This is a genomic window from Actinophytocola xinjiangensis, from assembly GCF_001921215.1.
Classification (GTDB): domain Bacteria; phylum Actinomycetota; class Actinomycetes; order Mycobacteriales; family Pseudonocardiaceae; genus Actinophytocola; species Actinophytocola xinjiangensis.
This window is the reverse complement of the sequence record NZ_MSIF01000026.1, coordinates 102,309-124,904: the sequence shown is the minus strand read 5'-3', so window position 1 is coordinate 124,904 and position 22,596 is coordinate 102,309. Positions and strand designations below refer to the sequence as shown.

The 22,596-nt window shown below is 71.9% G+C and carries 22 protein-coding genes; 11 read left to right on the top strand and 11 right to left on the bottom strand.

Going from position 1 to position 22,596, the window contains the following annotated elements; translation table 11 throughout:
• Window positions 1-8: 8 nt before the first annotated feature.
• Genes BLA60_RS35300 through BLA60_RS44415 form a run of 4 tightly spaced genes read left to right on the top strand, consistent with a single transcriptional unit; the run spans window position 9 to window position 2,121 of the window.
• A complete protein-coding gene (locus BLA60_RS35300) occupies window positions 9-422 on the top strand; it encodes a nuclear transport factor 2 family protein (protein WP_075137403.1) in 414 nt (137 codons plus the stop codon).
• An 11-nt stretch (window positions 423-433) separates the two neighbouring features.
• A complete protein-coding gene (locus BLA60_RS35295; RefSeq protein WP_075137402.1) occupies window positions 434-1,291 on the top strand; it encodes an SDR family oxidoreductase in 858 nt (285 codons plus the stop codon).
• 59 nt (window positions 1,292-1,350) lie between these two features.
• Window positions 1,351-1,902, top strand: coding sequence for a DUF5994 family protein (locus BLA60_RS35290; protein ID WP_245812359.1), 552 nt, complete (start codon window positions 1,351-1,353; stop codon window positions 1,900-1,902).
• 60 nt (window positions 1,903-1,962) lie between these two features.
• Window positions 1,963-2,121, top strand: coding sequence for an RGCVC family protein (locus BLA60_RS44415; RefSeq protein WP_162293055.1), 159 nt, complete (start codon window positions 1,963-1,965; stop codon window positions 2,119-2,121).
• Between the two features lie 99 nt (window positions 2,122-2,220).
• Here the strand turns inward: BLA60_RS44415 and BLA60_RS35280 are convergent, their stop codons facing one another.
• From BLA60_RS35280 to hisC, 10 genes are all read right to left on the bottom strand, one after another.
• Window positions 2,221-3,192, bottom strand: a complete 972-nt coding sequence (locus BLA60_RS35280; protein ID WP_211288954.1) for an acyl-CoA desaturase — start codon at window positions 3,190-3,192, stop codon at window positions 2,221-2,223.
• 103 nt (window positions 3,193-3,295) lie between these two features.
• Entirely contained in the window at window positions 3,296-4,321 is a 1,026-nt protein-coding gene (locus BLA60_RS35275) for a fatty acid desaturase family protein (RefSeq protein WP_075137400.1), read from the bottom strand.
• 98 nt (window positions 4,322-4,419) lie between these two features.
• Complete coding sequence (locus BLA60_RS35270; RefSeq protein ID WP_154814822.1) at window positions 4,420-5,520, bottom strand: glycosyltransferase family 4 protein; 1,101 nt, start codon at window positions 5,518-5,520, stop codon at window positions 4,420-4,422.
• An 82-nt stretch (window positions 5,521-5,602) separates the two neighbouring features.
• A complete protein-coding gene (locus BLA60_RS35265) occupies window positions 5,603-6,166 on the bottom strand; it encodes a DUF6292 family protein (RefSeq protein ID WP_154814821.1) in 564 nt (187 codons plus the stop codon).
• Between the two features lie 400 nt (window positions 6,167-6,566).
• Window positions 6,567-6,986: a nitroreductase family deazaflavin-dependent oxidoreductase gene (locus BLA60_RS35260; protein ID WP_075137398.1), complete on the bottom strand. Its 420-nt coding sequence runs from the start codon at window positions 6,984-6,986 to the stop codon at window positions 6,567-6,569.
• Between the two features lie 177 nt (window positions 6,987-7,163).
• Window positions 7,164-8,171, bottom strand: a complete 1,008-nt coding sequence (gene hpaD / locus BLA60_RS35255; RefSeq protein ID WP_075137397.1) for a 3,4-dihydroxyphenylacetate 2,3-dioxygenase — start codon at window positions 8,169-8,171, stop codon at window positions 7,164-7,166.
• Entirely contained in the window at window positions 8,168-9,664 is a 1,497-nt protein-coding gene (gene hpaE, locus BLA60_RS35250) for a 5-carboxymethyl-2-hydroxymuconate semialdehyde dehydrogenase (protein ID WP_075137396.1), read from the bottom strand. Before hpaE ends, hpaD begins: the two co-directional genes overlap by 4 nt.
• Window positions 9,661-10,596 carry a 4-hydroxy-tetrahydrodipicolinate synthase gene (gene dapA, locus BLA60_RS35245; RefSeq protein ID WP_075137395.1) on the bottom strand — a complete coding sequence of 312 codons (936 nt, stop codon included), beginning with the start codon at window positions 10,594-10,596 and terminating at the stop codon, window positions 9,661-9,663. Before dapA ends, hpaE begins: the two co-directional genes overlap by 4 nt.
• A gap of 1 nt (window position 10,597) precedes the next feature.
• Entirely contained in the window at window positions 10,598-12,055 is a 1,458-nt protein-coding gene (locus BLA60_RS35240) for a fumarylacetoacetate hydrolase family protein (protein ID WP_075137394.1), read from the bottom strand.
• Window positions 12,052-13,116, bottom strand: a complete 1,065-nt coding sequence (gene hisC / locus BLA60_RS35235; RefSeq protein ID WP_075137393.1) for a histidinol-phosphate transaminase — start codon at window positions 13,114-13,116, stop codon at window positions 12,052-12,054. Before hisC ends, BLA60_RS35240 begins: the two co-directional genes overlap by 4 nt.
• Before the next feature lie 93 nt (window positions 13,117-13,209).
• Here hisC and BLA60_RS35230 point away from each other — a divergent pair, with 93 nt between their 5' ends.
• Genes BLA60_RS35230 through BLA60_RS35215 form a run of 4 tightly spaced genes read left to right on the top strand, consistent with a single transcriptional unit; the run spans window position 13,210 to window position 16,975 of the window.
• Window positions 13,210-14,136, top strand: coding sequence for a PDR/VanB family oxidoreductase (locus tag BLA60_RS35230; protein WP_075137392.1), 927 nt, complete (start codon window positions 13,210-13,212; stop codon window positions 14,134-14,136).
• Window positions 14,137-14,148: 12 nt separating this feature from the next.
• A complete protein-coding gene (locus tag BLA60_RS35225) occupies window positions 14,149-15,315 on the top strand; it encodes an aromatic ring-hydroxylating dioxygenase subunit alpha (RefSeq protein WP_075137391.1) in 1,167 nt (388 codons plus the stop codon).
• A complete protein-coding gene (locus tag BLA60_RS35220) occupies window positions 15,315-15,791 on the top strand; it encodes a hypothetical protein (protein WP_075137390.1) in 477 nt (158 codons plus the stop codon). Before BLA60_RS35225 ends, BLA60_RS35220 begins: the two co-directional genes overlap by 1 nt.
• Complete coding sequence (locus tag BLA60_RS35215; RefSeq protein WP_075137389.1) at window positions 15,791-16,975, top strand: M20 metallopeptidase family protein; 1,185 nt, start codon at window positions 15,791-15,793, stop codon at window positions 16,973-16,975. The genes BLA60_RS35220 and BLA60_RS35215 overlap by 1 nt, the downstream gene beginning before the upstream one ends.
• 16 nt (window positions 16,976-16,991) lie before the next feature.
• On the opposite strand, the gene BLA60_RS43875 is transcribed toward BLA60_RS35215, so the two are convergent.
• Window positions 16,992-17,699 carry a FadR/GntR family transcriptional regulator gene (locus tag BLA60_RS43875; RefSeq protein WP_075137388.1) on the bottom strand — a complete coding sequence of 236 codons (708 nt, stop codon included), beginning with the start codon at window positions 17,697-17,699 and terminating at the stop codon, window positions 16,992-16,994.
• Window positions 17,700-17,829: 130 nt separating this feature from the next.
• Between BLA60_RS43875 and BLA60_RS35205 the strand changes: the two genes are divergently transcribed.
• The 3 genes from BLA60_RS35205 to BLA60_RS35195 all read left to right on the top strand — a co-directional run bounded on the left by BLA60_RS35205 (window position 17,830) and on the right by BLA60_RS35195 (window position 22,596).
• On the top strand, window positions 17,830-19,515 hold the full coding sequence (locus BLA60_RS35205) for a thiamine pyrophosphate-dependent enzyme (RefSeq protein ID WP_075137387.1): 1,686 nt from the start codon (window positions 17,830-17,832) through the stop codon (window positions 19,513-19,515).
• Window positions 19,512-20,939 (top strand): aldehyde dehydrogenase family protein, encoded by a 1,428-nt coding sequence (locus BLA60_RS35200; protein WP_075137386.1) that lies wholly within the window; start codon window positions 19,512-19,514, stop codon window positions 20,937-20,939. Before BLA60_RS35205 ends, BLA60_RS35200 begins: the two co-directional genes overlap by 4 nt.
• A 64-nt stretch (window positions 20,940-21,003) precedes the next feature.
• The gene (locus tag BLA60_RS35195) at window positions 21,004-22,596 is read left to right on the top strand and encodes an ABC transporter substrate-binding protein (protein ID WP_075137385.1); all 1,593 of its coding nucleotides are present in this window, start codon (window positions 21,004-21,006) and stop codon (window positions 22,594-22,596) included.

The following is a 22,596-nucleotide window of genomic DNA, read 5'->3' as shown; positions in this document are numbered from 1 at the left end:
TTCGGAGTATGAGCACTGAGGAGAACAGAGAGTTCGTCCGCGGCATCTTCGCCCAGATGGCCGCCGGCAACGGCCGGGCCCTGACCGACGCGATGGCCGACGACATCACCTGGGTGGCGAGGGGAGACGGTGCCTGGTCGGGAACCTGGCGTTCCAAAGCCGAGGTGGTCCACGGGGTGCTGCTGCCGCTGCTGTCCCAGTTCGCCGACCAGTACCGCAGCAAACTGGATCGTGTCCTCGCCGACGGCGACCACGTGGTGGTGGAGAGCACCGGTTCGGCCACCACGCACCGGGGCGAGTTCTACGAGCAGACCTACTGCTACATCTTCCGGGTCGCGGACCGACGGATCACCGAGGTGGTCGAGTACTGCGACACGGCGCTCACGGAACGCGTGCTCGACCCCCCGCCCGCGACGGTGTAGAGGAGCCAACGGTGTTCAGGAGATCGAAGTCGCTGTCCCCCGACGGCCGGTCGGTGGTGTTGACCGGGGCGTCGTCGGGTCTGGGGTGGACGGCCGCGCTCCAGCTGGAGAACGAGGGCTTCCACGTCTACGCCGGCGTCCGCCGCGAGGAGGACGGCGAGAAGCTGGTCGCCCAGTCCCTCCACAACCGCATCCACCCCGTGATCATGGACGTGACGAAACCCGACCAGATCCACGCCGCCGCCGACCAGGTCGGAGGTTCGCTGTGGGGCCTGATCAACAACGCCGGCGTCAGCTTCCCCGGCCCGCTGGAGTGCGTCAGCCCCGACCGCCTCAGACTCCAACTGGAGACGAACGTGGTGGGCCAGCTGGCGGTGATCCAGGCCTTCCTCCCCGCGCTACGGGAAACCAGGGGGAGGATAGTCAACGTGACCTCGGGCCTGGGTCGAATCGCCCTCCCGTACCTGGGCGTCTACTCCGCGGCCCAGTTCGCCAAGGAGGGCATGAGCGACGCCCTGCGCCGCGAACTGAGGCCGTTCGGGGTGACGGTGTCGGTGGTCCAGCCGGGCACGATCGTCACCCCGATCTGGGAGAAGGTGACCGGCTGGGGCCAGGAGGTGCTCGACGCGGGCCACCCGGAAACCGACCGCTACCGCGACTCGTTCCTGAGGTTCCTGGCCACCAACGAACAGGAGGCCCAGAACAGCAAGACCCGCCCCGAGGACTTCGCCGACGTGGTCAGCCGGGCTCTCACCGACCCGAGGCCCAGGACCCGCTACCCGGTCGGCTCGGACATGGTGGCGGCGTCCGTGCTGGTCCGCCTGCTACCGGACCGGTTGTTGGACAAGCGGTTCGCCTCGCTGGTCTAGTCGCCCTGACCCCGCGGCACCCGACGGAGTAGGGTGGTGTTGTCGAGGTCATCTCGCACGTGAGCGGCCAAGCCCGCGTCGTCCTCGTCCGTTCGGCCAGACCGGTCGCCTTCGTGGCCGGGGACGGGAGCACCGACATGACGTCGGGCCCGCACCTGCACGCCGTCACCCCAACAGACGACAACACCACCCCGAGCCTCCGACTGTCCCTGAAGCCACAGGCGGCCCCGACGGGCTTCGTCGACGGCGTGTGGTGGCCACGATCCCGGGACCTGGCCACCGAGCTGCCGCCCCTGCTCGCGGCGCTCACGGACCGGCTGGGACCGGTCAACCAGGTGAGCTACAACCTCGACACCTGGGACACCGCCCCGCGCCGGCTGGCCGACGACGGCCAACGGGTGCGCCTCGGCGGCTTCCACACCATGCACCCGCACGGTGTGGACGTCGTCGGGTTGAACGGCACCCGACTCGTCCTGCTGGCACTGCCGCCGAACACCGATCCCGGCCGCGCGCGGCGAACCATGGAGTCCGCCGAACCCGCCGACCTGGGCGACGACCTCGCGGTGCAGCGCTGGGAACTGGACGGTGGCCGAGTTCCTCGACAGGGCTGAGCCCTGATGCACCTTTTCCGCAGGATGACAGGAAGTGCTCCAGATATGCCAGAAGTGACGGTGGCTCCGGATGTCGCGAACGGCTCCACGGCCGACGAACCGGCCGACCGGTGCGCGGTGTGCTCGCACCCACTGTCCGAGCACGACCCGATCGCCGCGCGGTTCTGCACCGCCACCGCGGCCGGCGGGTACAGCAGGGGATGTGTCTGCGCGCCGTGACCGGATCACGCGCCTGCTGGTTGGTGATCGTGTTCCTGGTCGGATTCCTCGCCGTGCGCAGGGTACTTCGCCAGTACTTCGCGCACGGCGAGGCAGGACCTAGCTCGTCGCGGACGGGACCGGCCGCTTGAGCTTGCTGGCCAGGCGTTCCTGCTTGGGCCAGCGGACGTTGTGGACCCAGCCGAGCTTCTCGAACACCCAGATGATCCTGGCGGAGATGTCGATCTGACCTCGCCGCACGCCGTGGCGGGCGCAGGTGGGGTCGGCGTGGTGGGAGTTGTGCCACGACTCACCCATCGAGGCGATCGCCAGCGGCCAGAAGTTCGCCGACTTGTCCCTCGCCTCGAAGGGACGGTCGCCGATCATGTGGCAGATCGAGTTCACCGACCACGTCACGTGGTGCAACAGCGCGACCCGGACCAGGCTTGCCCAGAAGAACGCGGTCAGCGCGCCCCACCACGACAGGGTGATCAGCCCACCGAGCACCGCCGGCGCGACCAGGGTGATCACCGTCAGCACCGGGAAAAGCCGGTTGACACGCTGAATGTCCTTGTCTGCCAACAGATCCGGGGCAAACCGGCGGGCGTTGGTCTGGGCTCGGTCGAACAGCCAGCCCATGTGGGCGTGCCAGAACCCCTTGGCCAGCGCGGCGGCCGAGGTGCCGAACAACCACGGTGAGTGCGGGTCGCCCTCCTTGTCGGCGTAGGCGTGGTGGCGGCGGTGGTCGGCCACCCAGCCGATCACCGGTCCCTGCATGGCCATGCTGCCGACGGCCGCGAGGGTGATCCGCAGACCACGCCGGGCTTTGAACGCGCCGTGGGTGAAGTAGCGGTGGAAGCCAACCGTGACGCCCAGACAGGTCAGCGTGTAGAAGAACAGGGCGATGCCGACGTCGACCCAGCCCAGCCCCCAGCCCCAGGCGACCGGCACGGCCGCGACCAGCGCCAGCAGCGGAACGATCGCGAACACCTTGACCAGCGCGAGCTGGGACCGGGTCTTCTCGCCCTTGAGCATGGGTTCCGGGCCGGTGCGCCGGCTCTCCGGAGGAGGACGTTGGAGTGTCGTGGTCATGGTGAGTACTCTCCCGGTGACGATGCGTGCTGATAGCAGGTCATCGGGGTCCGGGATGACTCCGACCAGGGAGTAGCCGCCGGGGGAGTCGGGCAAACCTCGGTCAGGACTTTGCCAGCCGCAACGGTGCCCCGACGTCGTGCAGATGGCGCAGGACGTAGCCGTAGGTGCGCAGCCAACCGCACTGCGAGTACTCGATGCCCTTCCGGTCACAGAACGCCTGGACGATCGGCTGGGCGAGCCGCAGGTTCGGCCGGGGCATGCTGGGGAACAGGTGGTGCTCGACCTGGTAGTTCAGTGAGCCGAGGGTGAAGTCCACGATCCGGCCACCTCGGATGTTGCGGGTGGTGAGGACCTGGCGGCGCAGGAAGTCCAGCGTGTGACCCGCCCGGATGGTCGGCATGCCCTTGTGGCCCGGTGCGAACGAGCATCCCATGTAGACGCCCCACAGGCACTGGTGCACGAGGATGAACACGATCCCGGTCAGCGGGGAGAGGACCAGGAAGACCGCGGTCAGGTAGCCGGCGAAATGCGCGACCAGCAGGCAGATCTCGACCCGGCGTGCCTTGAGGTCACGGCGCAACAGGGCCTGCACGCTGGACACGTGGAGGCTGAAGCCTTCCAACAGCAGCAGCGGGAAGAACAGGAACGCCTGGTACTTGGCCATCCAGCGGAAGAACCCGCGCCGTTGCTCGGCCTGCTCGGTGGTGAAGGCGATCGCCGGGATGTGGATGTCCGGGTCGTCGTCCTCGTGGTTGGGGTTGGCGTGGTGCTGGCGGTGCTGCTCCATCCAGGACGCGTAGCTGAGCCCGACCATCCCGCCGTGCCAGAAGCCGATCACGTCGTTGGCCCGTCCGGTGCGGAAGATCTGCTTGTGCCCGGCGTCGTGTCCGATGAAGGCCAACTGGCCGAACATCACCGCGAAGAAGACGGCCAGGAACAACTGCCACCAGGAGTCGCCGAGGTGGACGAACGCCACCCAGCCGCCGGCGAAGGCGAGCACGTTGAGCCCGATCTTCACCCCGTAGTAGCCGTAGCGGCGGCCGAGCAGGCCGTGCCGGTGCATCATCCGGGACAGCTCGACGTAGTCGTTGGCGTCCTTGGTCGTCGGGGTGTCGATTGTGGTCATCGAGCCACCACCTCCTGGGTGTCGTTCACGGCACCGGGGTCCCGGGTGGCGTCGCGGCGCGGGCTGCGCCCGCGCGGTGTCCTCAGGGTCGCACGGGATCACGGGATGGGCAATGCTCCCCGCCGTTCGGCCGGGGGCGCGAGGGCCAGTTCCTCGAGTTGCCGGACGATGGTCGCCGGTGGCGGGGACTGCGGTCGTTCGAGTACCCGGATGAGGCTGTCCACCGACTGGCTGACGGTGAACCGTGTGCCGGCCTGGTACCGGCCGGGGAAGGGCCCGTTGTCGATGGCCGCGCGGATGCCCCAGGCGAGTGCCTCGGCGTTGTCCGGTTCGACCAGTACGACACCGCCGCAGTCGGTCTCCGGGAGCCCACCGTCGTCGGCGGCGATCACCCAGCAGCCGGTGTGCTGGGCCTCGATCGAGACGATGCCGAAGGTCTCGTGCCAGTACTGGCTGTTGGACGGCATCACGACGATGTCGTGCTCGGCCATCAACTCGGCCATCAGCGCGGGTGTGGTCCTGGCGGTGACCATCGAGATGCCGGGATGCTCGCCGAGCAGCCGCTCGATGACCTTCCCCGGTGGTTTGTCGGCGCCGGCGGTGGTCGCGGTGAAGGTGAGGGTCAGGTCCTGCACGATGACATCGATGTGCAGGGTCTCCAGCAGGGTGTAGATGCCCTTCTCCGGGCTCAGCCGGCCCGCGAACAGGATCCTGGTCCGTCCGGGCGGCTTCGTCGGCCGGAGCTGGGTGGCGAAGCACGGCTCGGCGAACGGGTACACGACGTTGATCGTCGCGACGTCGACGTCGAGGTAGGCCGCCCACAGCGCGGCGGCGTAGTGGCTGGTGGCGATGAGCGCCAGCGTTCTGGTTCCCTTCACCAGGAACGCCCGCTCCCGTTCCCGGATGGGTGGCGGGTTGTGCAGGATGACGAACGCCGGGTTGCTGGTGTCCACCGTGTGCGGTTCGTTGACGAACACGACGGTGCCGTCGAGGTCGCCGACGGCGTCGACGGTGGGCAGGGACCGGAACGGGATGCCGGTGAACTCTCGCCGGCCGTCGTCGGCACCAAGTCCGATGGTGACCACCTGGGCCGGTACGCCGCGCCGGTTCAGCTCGCGAACCTGACCGATGGTGTAGTTCTCCGAGCCGCCCGTGCCGGCGGGCAGGGAATTGCCTGGTGACCAGACGAACGATATCACCGTGTGCTGACCCACAATCCATGATGGATGGTTGACCGGGTCCGGTTCGGGCACCGCACCCGCATGACCCGTCGGTGCGGTGTCAGGCCACGGTGGCCATCTGGTCGGCGAGGGTGGTGCGCTCGGTCGGCGGCAGTACCGGCCGCAAGCGGTTCACGTGCCGGCCGGCGGTCGTGTCCCGGACGAAGCGGGCGACCACGTCCGGCGGGGCGACGACGGCACCGTGGAGGTAGGCGACGATGACGGGCGGTTCGGCCGGGGTGGTCTCCACCGCGAGGTACCAGCCGAGGTGTTCGTCCCAGACGAGCATCAGGTCGCGGTCGGGCCGGGCGGTCCAGCGGCGCTCGAGTCCGACGTAGGCGGTGGCGGTGTCGCTCACCTCGCACCCGATCGCCTCGGGCGGCACGCCGAGCGCGGTGGCGACCTGGTCGACGTAGACGGCCAGCCGCTGGCTGAACCCGACGGCGCGCGGGGTGGGGTCCTCAAGGCCGAGCATGGACAGCAGGGAGCTGAACTCGCCCCGGTCACGGGCCTGGCTGGCGACCGTCCGGACGGCTCGCCGCTGCTGGTCGGACAGCTCCCACTCGGCCCTGGCACGGGCCTCGACGAAGTGGGCGCGCGCCGGGCTGTGCGGGGTCGGTGTCATACTGGGTCCTTCGCGCCTGTCGCGCCGAGGACGAAGCCGGCTCTGCCGCCAGCTGCGAGAAATCTTCGACAGTGTCACGCTACACCATGAATCTTCCACACGCGGTGTAGAGTGGGTGCTACCGGGTCTTTCAGGTGCGACGACGAATCCCGCGCCGGCCCGCTCCTTCTTCACTGTCCTGAAAGGACATCAATTATCAGTACGACGAAACCTGTTGGCGTCCAGTTCAGCCACGCCGCGACCGAGCGGGCGCACGGTGACCGGCCCGTCCGCCGCCAGTCGGCGGAGAACATCTTCCGCGCACCCGACTCGCCGGCGGCGACGACGCACCCAGTGTCCATTCAGGACATTCCGCGGCGGCGACCCGTTCGCCGGCCGGCGAGGTGATCCGGCCGCGGTTTCAGCTGGTGGTCAGCCGGATCACCGGATACCGGCGGTCACTTCTGTTCTGGTACCTGGCGTAGCGCGGCTGGGCCTCGACGATGAGCCGCCAGGCGCGGTCCCGCTCGGTGCCCTCAAGCCGGTCGACGGTCACCGGGACCGCGTCCTCGCCGTGGAGTTCGACCTTGGCGTGGTCGGGGTGGGCCATCAGGTTGGCGTACCAGTCCGGGTTCCGCTTCCCACCGCCGGAGGCGATGATCAGCCGGGAGCTCTCGCCGTCGGCGAACCACGACAGCGGGGACTGCCGTGGTTCGCCCGAGCGGCGGCCCACCGTGTGCAGGATGAGCAGGTCCATGCCCATCATGCGCCCGCCCTTGCGGCGGATGCGCTCGGTGGTCCTGACGTTCGTCCGCCGCTGGAACCACAGTGAGAGACCCATCACGTCACCTCCGGTCGTGTCCGATGTCGACGGTGACGCTACGGGCGGGGCGCCGGTCGGTGCTTCTCGATTCCTGACCGGTTCGGCCTCCGGCCCCCCCGGTCAGCAGCTTACCGGCGTGCCCCGACAGTTCCGGGCGACGGACGAACGGCCTGTGGTCACCTCGGTTTCCCGGGCTCAGTCACCGAGTCCGTCGGCCCCGACGCGGGTGGCGCTCTCGTCGATCGCCGACTCGCTGATCGGGGTGACGTTGCCCGCCAGGTCGAGCACCGGCGTCGCCTCCTTGTACCAGGACTCGATCACCGCGTTGCCCCAGAAGTCGCGGCGGCGGTCGTCGTGCACGTTCCAGCGGAAGGTCTCGTGGTCGGGGTCGCCGGTGTAGTAGTCGGAGGTGTAGATCTCCACCCGGTGCCCGTCCGGGTCGCGCAGGTACACGTAGAACGCGTTCGACACCCCGTGCCGGCCCGGCCCGCGCTCGATGAACCCCTCCTGGTGCAGCGACCCCAGGATGTCGGCGGTGTGCAGCACCGAGTGCGACTCATGGGTGGCCATCCCGATGTGGTGCATCCGGGGCCCCGCCCCGCCGGTGAACGCCACATCGTGCACGGTCTGCTTGCGGTACATCCACGCCGCGTACATCTCGTGCTCGTCCTCGATGGTCTCCGAGCAGCCGAACCCGAGCGCCTCGTAGTGCCGGTAGGCCGCCGGGATGTCCGGCACCACGATGTTGAAGTGGTCCAGCCGCGCGATCCGCGCGCCCCGCTTGAGGTCGTAGCGCTGGATCAGCCGCTCGGCCCGCGAGATGTCGTGGAAGAACTCGACCGGGAAGCCCAGCGGGTCCACCACCCGCACGGCGTCACCGACCCCGGGCGTGCCCTCGCCCGCCGGGATCCGGCGCACGGGCGAGCCGACGGCGGTGAAGTACCGCTCGGCCCGGTCGACGTCCTCGGGTGTGCGCACCCGGTAGGCGATGTGGTCCAACGCCGCCACCGGGCCCTCACGCAACACCAGGTTGTGGTGGGTCAGCTCGTCGCTGCCCCGCAGGCACAGCACCCCGTCCTCCCGGTGCTGCACGTGCAACCCCAGCAACTCCACCCAGAACCAGTGCGCCCGCTCCAGATCGGTCACCACCAGCTCCGCGTAACACGACCGGACGACGTCCGGAGCCTTCGGCAGTTCACTCACGAGGAAACCTCCTTGCCGGACAGGCCGAACCGAGGCACGTGGACCTCGCCGACATTGACATGCACGATCCGTTGCTCGGTGTAGAAGTCGATGCTGTGCCGGCCGCCCTCCCGGCCGAGCCCACTGGCCTTCACCCCACCGAACGGCGTCCGCAGGTCCCGCACGTTGTGCGAGTTGATCCACAGCATCCCCGCGTCGATCCGCTCGGCCACAGTGTGCGCGCGCCGCAGATCGGTGGTCCAGACGTAGCCGGCCAGCCCGTAGCGCGTGGCGTTGGCGAGCGCGACGGCCTCCTCCTCGGTGTCGAACGGCGTCACGCACAGCACCGGCCCGAAGATCTCCTCCTGGAACACCCGCATGTCCTCGGTGACGTCGGCGAACACCGTCGCCTCCATGAAGTTGCCGTCGGACAGCCCGGCCGGGCGCCGGCCGCCGGCGATCAGCCGCGCGCCCTGGGCGGTGCCCAGCGCCACGTACTCGCCGACCCGCGCGTAGTGCTCGGGGTGGATCAGCGCGCCCAGTTCGGTCGCCGGATCACCGGGGTCGCCGACGCGCACGGCCCCGGCCCGCGCGGCGAGCCGGTCGAGCACCTCGTCGTAGATCTCGCGCTGGACCAGCAGCCGCGAGCCGGCGGTGCACCGCTCGCCGTTGAGGCTGAAGATCTGGAACACCGCCGAGTCGATCGCCGCGTCCAGGTCGGCGTCGGCGAACACCACGCACGGGCTCTTGCCGCCCAGCTCCATCGACACCCCCTTGAGGTGCTCGGCGCAGTTGGCGGCGATCAGCTGACCGGTCGTGGTTTCGCCGGTGAACGAGATCAGCGGCACGTCCGGGTGCCGCACCAACGCGTCCCCGGCCTCCTCCCCGATGCCGTGCACGATGTTCAGCACGCCCGGCGGCAGACCGGCCTCCTCGGCGATCTCCGGCAGCAGGCTCGCCGACAGCGGCGACCACTCCGCCGGCTTGAGCACCACCGTGCAGCCGGCGGCCAGCGCCGGCGCCAGCTTCCAGGTCTCCAGCATGAACGGTGTGTTCCACGGGGTGATCAGCCCGGCGACCCCGACCGGCCGGCGCAGCACGTAGTTCACCTGCCGCCCCGGCACCGCGAACGCGTCCTCGTTGAGCCCGACGATCACGTCGGCGAAGAACCGGAAGTTCTCGGCCGCGCGCCGCGCCTGGCCCCTGGCCTGGGTGATCGGCAGGCCGGTGTCGAAGCTCTCCAGGCTCGCCAGCAGGTCGTCGCGGGCCTCGATGGCGTCGGCGACCCGCATCAGCAGCGACGCGCGCGCCCTGGCGGTCAGCCGCGACCACTCGCCGAACGCGTCGCCGGCCGCGGCGACCGCCGCGTCGATGTCGGCGGCCTGCCCGGCGGCGGCGCTGGTGTACACCTCGTTGGTGGCGGGGGCGAGCACGTCGAACCGCTCGCCGCCGGCGCTGGGGACCCGCTGCCCGCCGATGTAGTGCGGGATCAGCGCGGGGATCGGGAGTGTCATGCGGAAACCTCGGTCGTGGGGGAGAGCAGGTCGGGGGCCTGGGCGATCAGGTCGCTCACCCGGCGCGCCCCGGCCTCGGTCAGGGTCGCCAGCGGCGGGCGGACGTGGTCGGAGCCCAGCAGGCCGCGCTGGGCGAGGACCCACTTGGCCGGCGCCGGGTTGGTCTCGGTGAACAGCAGGTCCACCAGCGGGTGCAGCCGGTAGTGCAGGTCCAGCGCCTCGTCGGTGCGGCCCTCGGTCCACAGCTCGTACATCGACGCGACCGCGCGCGGGGCGATGTTGGCCAGCGCGCTGACGAACCCGCGCCCGCCCAACGCCAGCAGCGGCAGGCACAGCAGCTCGATGCCCGACCACACCAGGAAATCGCGCCCGCAGCGGTGCAGCACGCGGGAGAAGTGCTCGAAGTCCTTGGTGGTCTCCTTGATGCCGACGATGTTGTCGTGGTCGCGGCGCAGGTCGTGCACGGTGTCCGGGGAGATGTCCACGGCGGTGCGCGACGGCACGTTGTAGATCACCACCGGCAGGTCGGGGAACTCCCTGGCCACCGTCGAGTACCAGGTGTACAGCGCGCCCTGGGTGGGCCGGGCGTAGTACGGGGTGATCACCAGCACGGCGTCGGCGCCCAGGTCGGCGGCCTGCCCGGTCAGCTCCAGCGTCTCGTCGAGCTTGGCCGAGCCGGTGCCCGGCAGGAACGGGACCCGGTCGCCGATCACCTCGACGGCGGTGCGCATCCCGGCGACGCGTTCGGCGACGGTCTGCGCGCTGGGCTCGCCGGTCGACCCGCCCAGCGAGATGCCGTGCGAGCCGTTGGCCAGCTGCCAGCCGACCAGCCGGGCCAGGCCGTCGTGGTCGACCTCCCCGGTCGGCAGGAACGGGGTGACGACCGGTGCGATCGATCCGGTGATCGCCGCCGGGTCGGCGCGGAACCTCATCTCAGATGGCCTTTCCGTGGTCGGGGTGGGTGTGCTCGTACTCGGCGCGGGCGGCGGCGTTCATCGGGTACCAGCCGTCGACGCTGGCGCCGGCGCGGATCCTGGCGAGGACGAACTCCTCCTCGCGTTCCTGGGCGAGCGCGGCGGCGGCCACCTCGTCGACCAGCGCCGGCGGGATGACCACGACACCGTCGCCGTCGCCGACCAGCACGTCACCTGGCTCGACCAGGGTGCCGCCGCAGGCGACCGGCACGTCGACCTCGGCCGGCACGTGCCGGCGGCCGAGCACCGAGGCGTGCGACCCGCCGTAGTAGGTGGGGATGTCCAGGGCGCGCACCGCCTCGGTGTCGCGCAGCGCGCCGTCGGTGACGATGCCGGTCGCGCCGAGGACCTGGGCGCGGGTGGCCAGGATGTCGCCCATGGTGCCCGCGCCCGGCTCGCCCCGGCACTCGATGACCAGCACGTCACCCGCCCGCAGCGACTCGACGGCGCGTTTCTGGGCGTTCATGCCGCCGCCGATGCGTTCGAAGACGTCCTCGCGCAGCGGCAGGTAGCGCAGGGTGCGGGCCCGGCCGAGCATCCGCTGGCCGGGGTGGGCCGGGCGGACGCCGGCCAGGAACACCTCGTTGAGCCCGCGTTTGCGCAGCTGCACCGACAGCGTCGCGGTGGCCACGGTGGACAGTGCGTGCGCGGTCGCCGCGCTCAGCCCGTCCGGCCGGCCGGGGGCCGGTGTGCCGGTGGGGGCGGGGAGCTGGGTGGCGGGTTTGCCGGCGACGGCGCGGGCCTCGTCGCTGACCGTGGGGGTGGCGCCGAAGGCGGCCAGCCGGGGGCCGGCGACGACCGTGTTGGTCAGCCGGCCGGCGCCGGACAGCTCGACCTCCACGACGTCGCCGGGCAGCACGATCCCCGCCCCGGTGGGGGTGCCGGTGAGGATGACGTCGCCCGGTTCCAGGGTGATCGTGCGGCTCAGGTCGGCGACCAGGTGGTCGAAGTCGAAGATCATGTCGTCGGTGCCGGTGTCCTGGACGAGCCGGCCGTTGACCCACGTCCGCAGCCGCAGCGTCGCCGGGTCGACCGTGCTGGCGTCCACCAGGGACGGACCGAGCGGGGTGAACCCGTCGGAGCCCTTGGAACGCAGGTTCGAGCCCCGGTCGGCCGCCCGCAGGTCGTGCAGGCCGACGTCGTTGCTCGCGGTGAACCAGCCGATGTGCGCGGCGGCCCGCCCGCGCGGCACGTTCCTGGCCCGGGTGCCGATGACCACGGCGATCTCGCCCTCGTAGGTCAGCAGCTCGGCGCCGGCCGGCCGGACGATGTCGTCGCCGTCGGCGGCCAGCGACGAGGGCGGCTTGAGGAAGTAGGAGGGCACCTCCGGCACCCGCCCGCGCTCGGCCGCCCGGCTGCGGAAGTTGAGGTGCACGGCGATGATCTTGGACGGGCTGATCCCGAGCGGGTGGCTCATCGCAGTTCCCCCGCGGCGGCCAGCAGCGCCTCGTTGGCCTCGGCGTCGCCGAGGCACACCCGCAGGCCCTCGCCGTCGAACGGGCGGACCACGACACCGTGCCGGGCGAACACCTCGGTGCCCTCGCCGGTGCGCTCGCCCAGCGGGAACCAGAAGAAGTTGGCCTGGCTGGGCGGGATCCGCCACCCCAGGTCGGCCAGCGCGCCGGCCAGCCGGTCGCGCTCGGAGACCAGGTCGTCGACCCGGGCGGCCAGTTCGTCCTCGGCGTCCAGCGAGGCCAGCGCGGCGCCCTGGGCGAGGTCGGTGACGCCGAAGGGCACCGCGACCTTGCGCATGGCCACGGCCACCGGCTCGGGGGCCAGCGCGTAGCCGATGCGCAGGCCGGCCAGGCCGTAGGCCTTGGAGAAGGTCCGCGCGACCACGACGTTGGGGCGCCGGCGCGCCAGCGCGACGGCGTCCGGCACGTCGGCGTCCCGGTTGAACTGGACGTAGGCCTCGTCGATCAGCACCACCACGTCGGCCGGCACGGACTCGACGAACGCGGTCAGCTCGGCCGCGCCCACCGCCGTGCCGGTCGGGTTGTTGGGGTTGCACACGATGACCAGGCGGGTGCGCTCGCCGATCGCCGCGCGCATCGCCGCGAAGTCGTGGCCGTGGGCGGCGGTCAGCGGCACCTGGACCGGCCGCGCCCCGGCCGCGACCGCCAGCAGCGGGTAGGCCTCGAACGAGCGCCAGGCGAAGACGATCTCGTCGCCGGCCCCGGCGGTGGCCCGCATGAGCTGGGAGAGGATCTCCACCCCGCCCGCGCCGAGCACGACCTGGGCGGCGGGGACCCCGTGCAGGGCGGCGAGCCGGTCGGTGATCGCGTGCCCGGCCATGTTCGGGTAGCGGTTGACCCCGCCGGCCAGCTCCGCGATCCGGGCGGCGACCGAGGGCAGCGGCGGGTACGGGTTCTCGTTGGAGGACAACTTGAACCGGGGCCCCTCGCCCGGCACGGGCGCCTTCCCCGGCCGGTACGCGCCCAGCGCCTCCAGGTCTTCCCGTAACCGCACAGTCGTCATCAAGGCTCCTGTTTGACACCCGCCCGAGGCGGCTCGTAGGTTCCTAATGACTATAAACATTATGGTGGTTTTGTACAGGCGTGGAGGCCGTCGGTGGAGCTGCTGGTCCGTGACATCAGGCTGGAGGCCGACGACGTGCTCTCGGTCGGCCTGGTCGATCCCACCGGCGCCGACCTGCCGGAATGGACCCCGGGAGCCCACGTCGACCTCGTCCTGACCGGCGGCGTCGAGCGCCAGTACTCCCTGTGCTCGGACCCCGCCGACCGGTCCTGCTGGCGGGTCGCGGTGCTGCGGGAACGCGGCGGGCGCGGCGGCTCCCGGTTCGTCCACGAGCGGCTGCGGCCCGGGGACGTGGTCACCGCACGCGGGCCGGTCAACACCTTCGCGCTGGTCCCCGCCCGCGAGTACGTCCTGGTCGCCGGCGGCATCGGCATCACGCCGATCCTGCCGATGGTCCGGGCACTGACCAGGGCCGGCGCCCGCTGGCGGCTGGCCTACCTCGGCCGGCGCGCGGCCGGGATGGCGTTCACCGCCGACCCGCTGCTCGCCGGCGCCGAACTGTTCGTGTCCGAACAGGACCGTCGGGCCGACCTGGCCGCCTGGATCGGCGAGGTCGCCGAGGGCACCGCCGTCTACGCCTGCGGCCCGCGCCCGATGCTCGACGAGCTGGAGTCGCTACGCGCCGGCTGGCCCAAGGGAACACTCCACATGGAACGGTTCCAGCCGCTGGCCGTGCCGGCCGACCGGGTCGACGGCTCGTTCGTCGTGGAGTGCGGGCGGTCCGGGCGCACGCTGGTCGTCGAACCGGGCCGCTCGATCCTGGCCTGCGCCGAGGAGGCCGGCCTGCCGGTGGTCAGCTCGTGCCGCGAGGGCGTGTGCGGCACCTGCGAGACCCGCGTCCTGGACGGCGTCGTCGAGCACCGCGACTCGATCCTGAGCCCCGACGAACGCGAGGCCGGCGAGACGCTGATGATCTGCGTCTCCCGCGCCACCTCCCCCCAACTGGTACTCGACATCTGAGGAGGTCGGACCGTGACAGACACCGACACCGCCTACGGTTTCCGCCCCGGGCAACCGAACCGGGACCTCACCGGGGTCGGCCGGGGCACCCCCTACGGGGAGGTGCTGCGCCGCTACTGGCAGCCGGTCGCGCTGTCGGCCGACGCCACCACCACGCCCCGCCGGCTGCTGGTGCTCGGCGAGGAGCTGATCCTGTTCCGCACCCGCTCGGGCACCCCCGGCCTGCTCTACCCGCGCTGCGCGCACCGGGGCGCGTCGCTGTTCTACGGCGGCGTCGAGGACGAGGGCATCCGCTGCTGCTACCACGGCTGGGTGTTCGACCCGTCCGGTCACTGCCTGGAGCAGCCGTGCGAACCCGAGGGTGGGCCGCACCGCGACCGGATCCGCCAGCCCTGGTACCCGGTCCAGGAGCGCTACGGGTTCGTCTGGGCCTACCTCGGCGACCCCGAGCGCAAACCGCTGCTGCCGCGCTACGACGTGCTGGAGGACCTCGGTGAGGGTGAGCTGCTGATCGCCGACGACTCCGGGGTCGGCGGCGGCGGGCCGAAGCTGTTGGACTTCAACTGGTTGCAGCACTGGGAGAACGTGCTCGACCCGTTCCACGTGCCGATCCTGCACGCCCGGTTCAGCGGCTTCCAGTTCGTCAGGGAGATGGCCCTGATGCCGGAGGTGAGGTTCGAGTACACCGACCGGGGCGTGCGCTCCACCCAGCTGCGGACCCTCGACGACGGCCGCAGGCTGCGCCGGGTCACCGAGGTGATGTTCCCCAACCTGCGGGTGGTCGCCAGCCCTCGGCTGGCCGCCGGCCGCACCGACATCCTCGGCTGGGTGGTGCCGCGCGACGACGAGTCGTTCCACATCTTTACCCTCGCCAGGGCCACCGACCCGGACTACCTGCGCAGGCTGCGTTCCACCCACGACGGCAAGCCGTGGGCGGAGCTGACCGACGCCGAGCACCAGCGGATGCCCGGCGACTACGAGGCCCAGAAGAGCCAGGGGACCGTGACCCTGCACGGCGACGACCACCTGACCACCACCGACCAGGGGGTGGCGATGCTGCGCCGGATGATGGCCAAGCAGATCAGTCGGGTCGCCGACGGCGGTGACCCACCGGGCCTGGTGTTCGACGACCGGGACGTGGTTGTCGCCATCACCGGCGGCAACTTCCTGGACGACTGATGGCCTACACCCCGGCGGCGACCTCCGGCACCCGCCCGATCGCCTTCCTCGGCCTCGCCGGCGTCATCCACCTCGACGACGCCCCGGCCGTGCCGGTGCGCACGATCCGGGTGTCGGCCTGGGGCTGGTGGGCCAGGGAGGTCGCGGTCCCCGAGACCACCGCCCGCCAGCTGGCCACCCTGGCGTCGTTCACCGACGTCGTGTGGATCTCCGAGTGGGGTCACAACGCCCACACCGCGTTCGCCACGGCGCTGGACCTGCCGTCGCGGCCGTGGCCGACGCTGCCGGTCCAGTTCGACAAGCTCGCCGCCATCCGCGTCTACGCCGCCGCCCTGCCCTGGGTCTGGATCGACGACCCGCTGGTCATCCCGCCGGACGCCACCGGCGGCCTGGTCGTGCCGACCGATCCCCGGCGGGGCCTGGCCGGGGTCGACCTGGCCGCGATCCGCTCTCGGCTACCGGAAAGGACCCGTTGATGGACCTGCGTACGCGCGCCGCCGCCCTGGCGCCCGAGCTGGTGGCGTTGCGGCGGGAGCTGCACCGCCACCCCGAGCTGGGGCTCGACCTGCCGCGCACCCAGCGGGTGGTGCTGGAGGCCCTGGCCGGGCATGGCGTCGAGCTGGGCACCGGGCGCGGCCTGTCCTCGGTCGTCGGTGTCGTGCGGGGCGCGCGGCCGGGCCCGACGGTGCTGCTGCGGGCCGACATGGACGCGCTGCCGATCACCGAGCTGACCGGGCTGCCCTACGCCGCCGACAACGGTGCGATGCACGCCTGCGGGCACGACCTGCACGTCGCCGGGCTCGTCGGCGCCACCCGCCTGCTCGCGGACCGGCGCGACCGGATCGCCGGCTCGGTCGTGGTGATGTTCCAGCCGGGGGAGGAGTCCGGCGGCGGCGCGGTCCACATGCTCGACGAGGGCCTGCTGGAGGTCACCGGCGAGCACCCGGTCGCCGCCTACGGCCTGCACGTCGTCCCCGGGCCGGCGGGCACGTTCACCACCCGGCCGGGAGCCGTCATGGCCGGCGCCAGCGTCCTGGAGATCACCGTCCGGGGCCGGGGCGGGCACGGGTCCACACCCCAGCAGGCCGTCGATCCGGTGCCGGCGCTGGCCCAGATCATCCTGGCGTTGCAGGACCTCGCGGCCCACCGGTTCCCGCCGCGCGCGCCGGTCGTCATCTCGGTGACCGTGCTCTCCGCCGGGCAGGCGTCCAACATCATCAACGACACCGCGACCCTGCGGGCCACCGTGCGCACCGTCGCCAGGGACTCGATCGACGTGCTGCGTGCCGAACTTCCCGGGCTGGTCGGCGGGATCGCGGCCGCGCACCGGTGCACGGCGGAGATCGACCTGCGGGTCGGCTACCCGGTCACGGTCAACGACGACGACCTCGCGCGGCGGTCGCTGGCGGTGCTCGGTGAGCTGTTCGGGGCCGACCGCGCGGTGCGCCGCGACCACCCGCTGATGGCCTCGGAGGACTTCAGCTACGTCCTGGAGCGGGTGCCGGGCGCGTTCCTGCTGCTCGGCGCGACCCCGCCCGGCCTCGACCCGGACACCGCCGAGTTCAACCACTCACCGCGCGCGGTGTTCGACGACGCGGTGCTGGCCGACGGGGCCGCCGCGCTCGCGGCCCTGGCGCTCTCCCACGTCGGCGCGCGGTGACCGGCGCGTGACCGGCTCAGTTGGACCGGTGGGCCAGCACCACCGCGCGCACCGCCCGCTCGTCCTGGGAGCGGATCGCCTCGACGATGTCGTAGTGGATGCGCAGGCGTTCCTCGCTGGTGGACAGGAAGGTCGGCACCTGGGGGTCCACTGTGGAGGTCTGGCGCTCCAGTTCGATGTAGTCGACCATGTTCTGGTAGAAGGCCCGCAGCACGACGTTCGGCGTGATCTCGGCGATGCGCCGGTGCAGCTGCCAGTTGCAGCGGATGCCCTGCGCCGGGTCGTGCCACACCTTCGCCAGCTTCTTCATCAGCGCGTCCAGGTCGCGCAGGTCGCTGGCCCGGCGGTGGATCGCGGCGTCGCGGATGACCGCCTCGTCCAGGGCGTCGAGCACACCGAGCACCTCGTTGACGGTGGCGCCGGTGTCGCGCAGCGACAGCACGGTCTGGGCCAGGCGGATCAGCGGCGACTGGTCGGCGACGAACGTGCCGCCGCCGGGGCCGGGGCGCACGTCGACGATGCCGCGGGCGCGCAGCACCCGCAGTGCCTCGCTGAGCGTGGCCGGTGCGACACCGAACTCCTCGCACAGCTCCAGCTTGGTGCCGATGCGGTGTCCGGCGGGGAGGTTCTCGTCCCGGATCCGGGCCTCCACCTCCAGCACGATGCCGTCGGCCGCCGACCGTCCCGCGTGGTGCCGGCCGAATCGCCGCGTCGAGCCGGTCATGGACTCTCCTCCTCCGCTGGCAGGGCCCCATCCTAGGGAGATCGGCCGGCGAACCACGCGCCAACCACCCCTTGCCCAATACACATAAACCATTATAGTGATTACGCAATCCGTGGAAGGGCGCTTCGCAGTGAACTCAGCAGACACCGGTGGCCGGCTCCTGGTCAGGTCCCTGATCGGCCAGGGCGTCGACACGATCTTCGGCATCCCCGGGGTCCAGCTCGACGAGGCCGCCGACGCGCTGTACTCGGCGGCCGACCGCGTCCGGTTCCTCTGCGCGCGCAACGAGCAGGCCACCACCTACATGGCCGACGGGTACGCCAGGAGCACCGGCCGCCCCGGCGTGGCCATGGTCGTGCCCGGCCCCGGCGTGCTCAACGCCCTGTCCGGCCTGGCGACCGCCTACGCCACCAACTCCCGCGTCCTGCTGCTCGCCGGCCAGATCGACTCCCGGCTCATCGGCAAGGGCACCGGCGCGCTGCACGAGATCCCCGACCAGACCGGCATGCTGCGCCGGCTCACCAAGTGGACCGGCACCGCGCGCACCGCCGCCGAGATCCCCGACCTGGTCGCCAGGGCGTTCGCCGAACTGCACGGCGGACGCCCCCGCCCGGTCGCCCTCGAACTGCCGCCCGACGTGCTCGCGGCCACCGCCGACGTGCCGATCCCGTCGGTGGTGGCCGGGTCACCGGTCGTGCCCGACCAGGCCGAGGTGGAGCGCGTCGCCGCCCTGCTGGCCGGCGCGCGCCGGCCACTCATCCTCGTCGGCGGCGGAGTGCTCGCCGCGTCATCGAGCACGGGGGCCAGCACCGCGCTGGTCGACCTGGCCGAGGCCCTGGAGGCCCCCGTCGTGGTCAGCGAGAACGGCCGGGGCGCCATCGACGCCCGGCACCGGCTCGCCTTCGACGCCCTGGCCCTGCGGGCCTTCCGCGAGGACGCCGACCTCGTCCTGGGCGTCGGCACCCGCTTCCTGACCACCTTCGGCACCCCACTCGACGTCGGCGGCGCCCGGATCGCCCTGGTCAACGCCGAGCCGGCGGACCTGACCGGCCCGCGCACCCCGGCCGCCACCGTGCACGGCGACGCCGGCCTGAGCCTGGCCGCGCTCGCCGCCGCCGTCGGCCGCCCGGCCCGCGAGGACCGCACCGAGGAGTTCACCACGGTCCGCGACTGGCTGGCGCGCTCGCTGGCCGACATCGGGCCGCAGCGCGAGTACCTGGCCGCCATCCGCGACGCGTTACCCGACGACGGGGTGTTCGTCAGCGAGTTCACCCAGGTCGGCTACGCGGCGAGCATGTGCTTCCCGACCTACCACCCCCACGGGTACATCGGCCCCGGCTACCAGGGCACGCTCGGCTACGGCTTCGCCACCGCGCTGGGCGTCAAGGCCGCCGACCCCGACCGCGCGGTCATCTCGGTCAGCGGCGACGGCGGGTTCTCCTGGACCATGCAGGAACTGTCCACCGCGCGGCGCTTCGACCTCGGCCTGGTCACCGTCGTGTTCAACGACGGCCACTACGGCAACGTCCGGCGCATCCAGAAGAACCGTTACGGCGCACGGTACTTCGCCAGCGACCTGACCAACCCGGACTACCAGGCGCTGGCCGGGGCGTTCGGCGTCGGCTTCGACCGCGCCTGGAACCCGCGGGCCCTGCGCGGTGTGCTGCGCGAGGCCGTCGCCGCCAACGAGCCGATCCTCGTCGAGGTCCCGGTCGGCGAGTTCCCCTCGCCGTGGCACCTGATCCACGAGGGCCTGCCCCAGCCGGTGCCGGTCCCGCCCGGCGCCCACCTGCTCTCCGAACAGGACCGACCGTGACCCGCGGGCACTTCCTCGACGGGGACTGGGTTCCCGGAACCGGTGCGCTGACCGTCACCGACCCGTCCACCGGCGAGCCGGCCGGCGCGGTCGCCGCCGGGGACGCGGCGGTCGTGGACCGCGCGGTCGCCGCCGCCCGCGCCGCGTTCCCCGGCTGGGCCGCGCGCCCGCTCGACACCCGGATCGCGCTCGTGCGGGCGATCCGCGAGGGCATCGCCCGGGAACGCGACGCGCTCGCCCGGGTGCTCACCGCCGAGATGGGCGCCCCGATCACCTTCGCCAGGCAGGCCCAGGTCGGGGTGGCCCTGGCCGACCTGGACGCGCTGATCGCCGCGGCCGAAGCCGGCGAACCGGAGACGCAGGTGTCCCGCTCGCGGGTCGTCGCCGAGCCGGCCGGGGTGGTCGCGGCCATCACGCCGTGGAACTTCCCGCTGCACCAGATCGTGCTCAAGCTCGGCGCCGCGCTGCTGGCCGGCTGCACGGTCGTGCTCAAGCCCAGCGAGGTCGCCCCACTCAACGCCGTGGCACTGGCCGACCTCCTCGCCGGCGCCGGCCTGCCGGCCGGCGTGGTGAACGTCGTGTTCGGCACCGGCCCCGACGTCGGCGAGCCGCTGGTCGCCCACCCGGACGTGGACCTGGTGTCGTTCACCGGGTCCCGGGCCGTCGGCGGGCGGATCGGCGCGCTGGCCGGTGCGGCGATCAAGCGGGTGTCGCTGGAACTGGGCGGCAAGTCGGCGGCGGTGATGCTGCCCGACACCGACCTGACGACCGCCGCGCCGCAACTCGTCGGTGCCTGCTTCGCCAACACCGGCCAGACCTGCGCCGCGCTGACCAGGCTGCTGGTGCCCGCCGGCACCGAGGACGACTGGCTGGACGCGGTCGCCGGTGCGCTCGCCCCCTGGGCCCCCGCCGACCCCCGGCTGGAGTCCACCCTGCTCGGCCCGCTCGCCTCCCACCCGCAGCGCGACCGGGTGCGCGGCCACATCCAGGCAGCGCTCGCCGACGGCGCCCGGCTCGTCCTCGGCGGACCGGAGACCCCGGCCGGCCTCGGGTCGGGCGCCTACCTCGCGCCGACCGTGTTCACCGGGGTCGACCCGGCGATGCGGCTGTTCCGCGAGGAGGTCTTCGGCCCGGTGCTGGCGGTCACCGCCTACCGCACCGAGGACGAGGCGGCGGCGCTGGCCAACGACAGCGACTACGGCCTGTCCGGCGGCGTCTGGTCGGCCGACCCCGAGCGGGCGCTGGCCTTCGCCAGACGGATCCGCACCGGCACGGTCGGCCTCAACGGCGCCGGCCTGGACGTCGGCGCCCCCTTCGGCGGGGTCAAGCAGTCCGGGGTCGGCCGCGAGTGCGGCAGCCACGGCATCGCGGAGTTCCAGGAACTCAAAACGATCATGGGCGCCCCGGCGCTCCCGGCGCGCTAGCCGGACACGTCCCACCCACCCTGACCCCGCCGTGGCGGCGGGTTTCGCGTTCGGAGGAACAACCATGAAGCGCACCACGGTCGCGCTCGCCGCCCTGGGCGCGGCACTGCTGAGCGCGTCAGCGTGTTCCGGCTCGGGGGAGACCAGGACCGGCGACGACACCGGTGGGGCCGGCGGCGACGGCGTCACCGTCGCCATCGAGGCCGACCCCGGCAGCCTCAACCCGATCACCAACGCCACCCAGGCCGGGGAGACGCTCGCCGCGTTCAGCTACGAGTCCCTGCTCAGCTTCCCGCCCGGCCAGGAGGAGACCGGCGCGCTGGCCGAGAAGTGGGAGGTCAGCACCACCGAGGCGGTGTTCACCCTCAAGAAGGACATCACCTGCGCCGACGGCGCCAAGCTCACCCCCAGCGACGTGGCCGCCACGTTCACCTACGCCCAGACGCCGGACACCGGGTCGCCCTACCGTGGCGTCTACTTCCCGGCCGAGGGCCTCACCGTCACCCCCGACGACGCGGCCGGCACCGTCACCTTCACCGTCGACACCCCGCAGAGCTTCCTCAACCGCACCATCGGCTCACTGCCGATCGTCTGCGCCGCCGGCCTGAAGGACCCGGAAGCGTTGGCCACCAAGACTTTCGGCACCGGCCCCTACGAGCTGACCGAGGCCAACCCCGGCCAGAGCTACGACTTCGCGCTGCGCGAGGACTACGCGTGGGGCCCCGGCGGCATCACCGCCCAGTCCGACGGGATCCCCCGGTCCGTGGTCGCCAAGGTCGTCACCAGCCTGTCGACCAGGGCCAACATGCTCCAGTCCGGTGAGGTGCAGCTGGCGTCGATCAGCGGCATCGAGCGCGACCGGTTCACCGAGGACGACTTCACCACCTCGACCACGCTGAACCTGCGGCCCGGTCTGTTGTTCTTCAACCAGGCACCCGGCCGGCCGACCAACGACCTCGCGGTGCGCCAGGCCATCGCCACCGGCGTGGACTACGAGGGGATCGGCAACGTCGCCTCCGAGGGCTACGGCGAGCCGATGACCAACCTGGTCCCCGGCTACGACACGCTCTGCCCCGGCATGGACAGCGCCGCCGCGCTGCCCTCCTTCGACGTCGAGAAGGCCAAGGCCCTGCTCGACGAGGCCGGGTGGAAGGTCGGCAAGGACGGTCTGCGGGCCAAGGACGGCAAGCCGCTGCTGCTCAAGGTGCTGTTCCCCTCGGAGGAGAGCGCCGGGCTGACCGGGGCGATCGAGCTGCTCCAGCAGAAGCTCGGCGAGATCGGCGTGCGCGGCGAGCCGACACCGGCCGCCGCCTACACCGACGTGATCTTCCAGGGCGGCGACTGGGACCTGGTCTGGGCGCCGATCTACACCACGCTGCCCAGCGACTGGCAGGGCATCCTGTCCGGCGAGTTCCCGCCCGACGGCGGCAACTGGACCTACAACACCAACGAGGAGTACTTCACGCTGGCCGCGCAGGCCCAGGGCCACGCCGGCAAGGACAGCTGCCAGGCGTGGACCAAGGCCCAGGACTCGCTGATCACCGACCTCGAGGTGCTGCCGGTCACCAGCTCGACGACCACCATCTACGGCAAGGGTGTCGCGTTCGACCTGTCGAAGACGATCCTCGCGCCGGCCACGCTGAAGCTGGACTCCTGA

Coding starts and splice junctions, on each gene's coding strand:
- BLA60_RS35300 (WP_075137403.1), top strand. CDS start 9: ATGAGCACTGAGGAGAACAGAGAGTTCGTCCGCGGCATCTTCGCCCAG.
- BLA60_RS35280 (WP_211288954.1), bottom strand. CDS start 3,192: ATGACCACGACACTCCAACGTCCTCCTCCGGAGAGCCGGCGCACCGGC.
- BLA60_RS35275 (WP_075137400.1), bottom strand. CDS start 4,321: ATGACCACAATCGACACCCCGACGACCAAGGACGCCAACGACTACGTC.
- BLA60_RS35265 (WP_154814821.1), bottom strand. CDS start 6,166: ATGACACCGACCCCGCACAGCCCGGCGCGCGCCCACTTCGTCGAGGCC.
- BLA60_RS35260 (WP_075137398.1), bottom strand. CDS start 6,986: ATGGGTCTCTCACTGTGGTTCCAGCGGCGGACGAACGTCAGGACCACC.
- hpaE (WP_075137396.1), bottom strand. CDS start 9,664: ATGACACTCCCGATCCCCGCGCTGATCCCGCACTACATCGGCGGGCAG.
- dapA (WP_075137395.1), bottom strand. CDS start 10,596: ATGAGGTTCCGCGCCGACCCGGCGGCGATCACCGGATCGATCGCACCG.
- BLA60_RS35240 (WP_075137394.1), bottom strand. CDS start 12,055: ATGAGCCACCCGCTCGGGATCAGCCCGTCCAAGATCATCGCCGTGCAC.
- hisC (WP_075137393.1), bottom strand. CDS start 13,116: ATGACGACTGTGCGGTTACGGGAAGACCTGGAGGCGCTGGGCGCGTAC.
- BLA60_RS35220 (WP_075137390.1), top strand. CDS start 15,315: ATGGCCTACACCCCGGCGGCGACCTCCGGCACCCGCCCGATCGCCTTC.
- BLA60_RS35215 (WP_075137389.1), top strand. CDS start 15,791: ATGGACCTGCGTACGCGCGCCGCCGCCCTGGCGCCCGAGCTGGTGGCG.
- BLA60_RS43875 (WP_075137388.1), bottom strand. CDS start 17,699: ATGACCGGCTCGACGCGGCGATTCGGCCGGCACCACGCGGGACGGTCG.
- BLA60_RS35195 (WP_075137385.1), top strand. CDS start 21,004: ATGAAGCGCACCACGGTCGCGCTCGCCGCCCTGGGCGCGGCACTGCTG.